Origin of the sequence: Microbacterium sp. Bi121 (assembly GCF_918698005.1) — a bacterium.
Lineage (GTDB): Bacteria > Actinomycetota > Actinomycetes > Actinomycetales > Microbacteriaceae > Microbacterium.
The window spans coordinates 1-5,594 of sequence record NZ_CAKKLJ010000018.1 but is presented as its reverse complement, the minus strand read 5'-3'; the positions used below and the strand labels follow the sequence as shown (position 1 = coordinate 5,594).

Here is a 5,594-nt window from a genome sequence, read left to right as displayed (position 1 = left end):
TAAGATTGAGAAGTTGCCCTGCGGGCCTGGTTGTGATGACTGGGTCGTGGGTGCGTCCGATCCTTGAGAACTCAACAGCGTGCACTTGTCAAATGCCAAATAACCTCGACTCCAGCCTTTGGTTGGGGTGAGATTCCTTTGGATCAAAGACCAGCCCCTTTGGGGGTTGGCATTCGGATGAAGTCAGCAATGATGTCATCTCTTTGGTCAGTTTCAAACTCGCAGCGTGATGCCTTATTCCGGCGTTCGTTGTTTTTTGTTTTTTACGGAGAGTTTGATCCTGGCTCAGGATGAACGCTGGCGGCGTGCTTAACACATGCAAGTCGAACGATGATGCCCAGCTTGCTGGGTGGATTAGTGGCGAACGGGTGAGTAACACGTGAGCAACCTGCCCCTGACTCTGGGATAAGCGCTGGAAACGGCGTCTAATACTGGATACGAGTAGCGATCGCATGGTCAGCTACTGGAAAGATTTTTTGGTTGGGGATGGGCTCGCGGCCTATCAGCTTGTTGGTGAGGTAATGGCTCACCAAGGCGTCGACGGGTAGCCGGCCTGAGAGGGTGACCGGCCACACTGGGACTGAGACACGGCCCAGACTCCTACGGGAGGCAGCAGTGGGGAATATTGCACAATGGGCGGAAGCCTGATGCAGCAACGCCGCGTGAGGGATGACGGCCTTCGGGTTGTAAACCTCTTTTAGCAGGGAAGAAGCGAGAGTGACGGTACCTGCAGAAAAAGCGCCGGCTAACTACGTGCCAGCAGCCGCGGTAATACGTAGGGCGCAAGCGTTATCCGGAATTATTGGGCGTAAAGAGCTCGTAGGCGGTTTGTCGCGTCTGCTGTGAAATCCCGAGGCTCAACCTCGGGCCTGCAGTGGGTACGGGCAGACTAGAGTGCGGTAGGGGAGATTGGAATTCCTGGTGTAGCGGTGGAATGCGCAGATATCAGGAGGAACACCGATGGCGAAGGCAGATCTCTGGGCCGTAACTGACGCTGAGGAGCGAAAGGGTGGGGAGCAAACAGGCTTAGATACCCTGGTAGTCCACCCCGTAAACGTTGGGAACTAGTTGTGGGGTCCATTCCACGGATTCCGTGACGCAGCTAACGCATTAAGTTCCCCGCCTGGGGAGTACGGCCGCAAGGCTAAAACTCAAAGGAATTGACGGGGACCCGCACAAGCGGCGGAGCATGCGGATTAATTCGATGCAACGCGAAGAACCTTACCAAGGCTTGACATATACGAGAACGGGCCAGAAATGGTCAACTCTTTGGACACTCGTAAACAGGTGGTGCATGGTTGTCGTCAGCTCGTGTCGTGAGATGTTGGGTTAAGTCCCGCAACGAGCGCAACCCTCGTTCTATGTTGCCAGCACGTAATGGTGGGAACTCATGGGATACTGCCGGGGTCAACTCGGAGGAAGGTGGGGATGACGTCAAATCATCATGCCCCTTATGTCTTGGGCTTCACGCATGCTACAATGGCCGGTACAATGGGCAGCGATACCGTGAGGTGGAGCGAATCCCAAAAAGCCGGTCCCAGTTCGGATTGAGGTCTGCAACTCGACCTCATGAAGTCGGAGTCGCTAGTAATCGCAGATCAGCAACGCTGCGGTGAATACGTTCCCGGGTCTTGTACACACCGCCCGTCAAGTCATGAAAGTCGGTAACACCTGAAGCCGGTGGCCTAACCCCTTGTGGGAGGGAGCTGTCGAAGGTGGGATCGGTAATTAGGACTAAGTCGTAACAAGGTAGCCGTACCGGAAGGTGCGGCTGGATCACCTCCTTTCTAAGGAGCATCTGACACCTCCGGGTGTCCAGAACCCAGATCGAAGGCATACGTTCTTCGCTGGGAGCTCATGGGTGGAACATTAGACAAGATGCCAGCGCAGCTGGTTCCTGCTAGTACGCCGGCCTTCGGGTCGGTTGGAAAGTGGGGGCTTGTGATTCTGGCATATGCACGCTGTTGGGTCCTGAGGGACCGGAACCAGCCCTGCTTCTTCGGAGGTGGGGCCGGGACTGTCTCCTCTGGGCCCCTTTCTGGTTCACCGGTTGGTGAGGCGGTGGGGGTACCGCCCGTACTTTGAGAACTACACAGTGGACGCGAGCATCTTCAGCGCAGCCTTCGGGCCGCGTTGTAATGATGATCTTAAAGATCATTAGTCAATTTCAATTTTTGACGATTCGAACTCATGTTGTTTCAAGTCTTTAAGAGCAAACGGTGGATGCCTTGGCATCTGGAGCCGAAGAAGGACGTAGCAATCTGCGATAAGCCTCGGGGAACTGATAAGCAAGTTTTGATCCGAGGGTGTCCGAATGGGGAAACCCCGCTGGGCGGCGTGCCGACCTAGTGACTCCCGCCTGAATATATAGGGCGGGTAGAGGGAACGTGGGGAAGTGAAACATCTCAGTACCCACAGGAAGAGAAAGCAACCGCGATTCCGTTAGTAGTGGCGAGCGAAACCGGATCAGGCTAAACCGAGTGTGTGTGATATCCGGCAGGAGTTGCATGTTCGGGGTTGTGGGACTCACCAGTCATCTCTGCCGAGGTGGCGACGTTACAGAAGCGTATAGACGAACGGTCTTGAAAGGCCGGTCATAGAGGGTGCCAACCCCGTAGTCGAAATGCGTGTTCTGGCGTGGAGAGTATCCCAAGTAGCACGGGGCCCGTGAAATCCCGTGTGAATCTGTCAGGACCACCTGATAAGCCTAAATACTCCCAGATGACCGATAGCGGACAAGTACCGTGAGGGAAAGGTGAAAAGTACCCCGGGAGGGGAGTGAAATAGTACCTGAAACCGTTTGCTTACAAACCGTTGGAGCCTCCTTAGTAGGGGTGACAGCGTGCCTTTTGAAGAATGAGCCTGCGAGTTAGTGATATGTGGCGAGGTTAACCCGTGTGGGGTAGCCGTAGCGAAAGCGAGTCTGAATAGGGCGATTCAGTCGCATGTCCTAGACCCGAAGCGAAGTGATCTATCCATGGCCAGGTTGAAGCGCGTGTAAGAGCGCGTGGAGGACCGAACCCACTTAGGTTGAAAACTGAGGGGATGAGCTGTGGATAGGGGTGAAAGGCCAATCAAACTTCGTGATAGCTGGTTCTCTCCGAAATGCATTTAGGTGCAGCGTTGCGTGTTTCTTGCCGGAGGTAGAGCTACTGGATGGCCGATGGGCCCTACAAGGTTACTGACGTCAGCCAAACTCCGAATGCCGGTAAGTGAGAGCGCAGCAGTGAGACTGTGGGGGATAAGCTTCATAGTCGAGAGGGAAACAACCCAGACCACCATCTAAGGTCCCTAAGCGCGTGCTAAGTGGAAAAGGATGTGGAGTTGCTGTGACAACCAGGAGGTTGGCTTAGAAGCAGCCACCCTTGAAAGAGTGCGTAATAGCTCACTGGTCAAGTGATTCCGCGCCGACAATGTAACGGGGCTCAAGCACGCCACCGAAGTTGTGGCATTGACATTATTGGTAGGCCTTCGTGGTCCAGCCGTGTTGATGGGTAGGAGAGCGTCGTGTGGCCAGCGAAGCGGCGGTGTGAACCAGCCGTGGAGGCTACACGAGTGAGAATGCAGGCATGAGTAGCGAAAGACGTGTGAGAAACATGTCCTCCGAAAGACCAAGGGTTCCAGGGTCAAGCTAATCTTCCCTGGGTAAGTCGGGACCTAAGGCGAGGCCGACAGGCGTAGTCGATGGACAACGGGTTGATATTCCCGTACCGGCGAAGAACCGCCCAAGCTAATCCAGTGGTGCTAAGTATCTGAATCCTCATGACCGGATCCCTTCGGGGTGATGGGGTGAGGCCTAGCGTACGACCCCATGCTGGTGCGGTTAGCGTATTAACAGGTGTGACGCAGGAAGGTAGCCCAACCCGGGCGATGGTTGTCCCGGGGCAAGTGCGTAGGCCGACTCTTAGGTAAATCCGGGAGTCACATGGCTGAGACACGATGCGGATAAAAAGTGGGTGATCCTATGCTGCCGAGAAAAGCATCGACGCGAGGTTCTAGCCGCCCGTACCCCAAACCGACTCAGGTGGTCAGGTAGAGAATACCAAGGAGATCGAGAGAATCGTGGTTAAGGAACTCGGCAAAATGCCCCCGTAACTTCGGGAGAAGGGGGGCCATCCGCTTATTAGGATTTACTCCGAAAGGGCGTGGTGGCCGCAGAGACTAGTGGGTAGCGACTGTTTATTAAAAACACAGGTCCGTGCCAAGTCGCAAGACGATGTATACGGACTGACGCCTGCCCGGTGCTGGAAGGTTAAGAGGACCGGTTAGCCGCAAGGCGAAGCTGAGAATTTAAGCCCCAGTAAACGGCGGTGGTAACTATAACCATCCTAAGGTAGCGAAATTCCTTGTCGGGTAAGTTCCGACCTGCACGAATGGCGTAACGACTTCCCAACTGTCTCAACCGCGAACTCGGCGAAATTGCATTACGAGTAAAGATGCTCGTTACGCGCAGCAGGACGGAAAGACCCCGTGACCTTTACTACAGCTTGGTATTGGTGTTCGGTGTGGCTTGTGTAGGATAGGTGGGAGACTATGAAGCGGATACGCCAGTATTCGTGGAGTCATTGTTGAAATACCACTCTGGTCACTCTGGATATCTAACTTCGAACCGTGATCCGGTTCAGGGACAGTGCCTGGTGGGTAGTTTAACTGGGGCGGTTGCCTCCCAAAAAGTAACGGAGGCGCCCAAAGGTTCCCTCAACCTGGTTGGTAATCAGGTGGCGAGTGTAAGTGCACAAGGGAGCTTGACTGTGAGACTGACAGGTCGAGCAGGGACGAAAGTCGGGACTAGTGATCCGGCAGTGGCTTGTGGAAGCGCTGTCGCTCAACGGATAAAAGGTACCTCGGGGATAACAGGCTGATCTTGCCCAAGAGTCCATATCGACGGCATGGTTTGGCACCTCGATGTCGGCTCGTCGCATCCTGGGGCTGGAGTAGGTCCCAAGGGTTGGGCTGTTCGCCCATTAAAGCGGTACGCGAGCTGGGTTTAGAACGTCGTGAGACAGTTCGGTCCCTATCCGCTGCGCGCGTAGGAAGTTTGAGAGGATCTGACCCTAGTACGAGAGGACCGGGTTGGACGAACCTCTGGTGTGTCAGTTGTTCCGCCAGGAGCACCGCTGATTAGCTACGTTCGGGATGGATAACCGCTGAAAGCATCTAAGCGGGAAGCCGGCCTCAAGATGAGACTTCCATGGACCTTGTGTCCGAGAGGCTCCCAGTAGACGACTGGGTTGATAGGCCAGATGTGGAAGCACGGCAACGTGTGGAGCTGACTGGTACTAATAAGCCGATGACTTGATAACACCTCACATCAGTTCGAATCACTGATGCTCCGCGTCCACTGAGTGGTTCTCGATGTACGGTCGAGAACCGCAAACGAAAACACAAACTTTTCGTTATGCAACGATTGAAACATCAATAGTGTTTCGGCGGCCATAGCGTGAGGGAAACGCCCGGTCACATTCCGAACCCGGAAGCTAAGCCTCACAGCGCCGATGGTACTGCAGGGGGGACCCTGTGGGAGAGTAGGACACCGCCGGACTCCTTTTAGTCAAAATGGCCACCCAAAGCAGGGTGGCCATTTTGCGTTAACA

At 54.8% G+C, this 5,594-nt stretch carries 3 rRNA genes; all 3 read left to right on the top strand.

From position 1 onward, the window contains the following. Window positions 1-262: 262 nt before the first annotated feature. The 3 genes from LQZ87_RS15185 (at window position 263) to rrf (ending at window position 5,542) form a co-directional block, all read left to right on the top strand. Window positions 263-1,787 (top strand): 16S ribosomal RNA (locus LQZ87_RS15185). 409 nt (window positions 1,788-2,196) lie between these two features. Next, window positions 2,197-5,303, top strand: a 23S ribosomal RNA gene (locus LQZ87_RS15180). Between the two features lie 122 nt (window positions 5,304-5,425). Beyond that, window positions 5,426-5,542: ribosomal RNA gene (gene rrf / locus LQZ87_RS15175) — 5S ribosomal RNA — on the top strand. Together the 16S, 23S and 5S rRNA genes form the textbook arrangement of a ribosomal RNA operon. Window positions 5,543-5,594 lie beyond the last annotated feature (52 nt).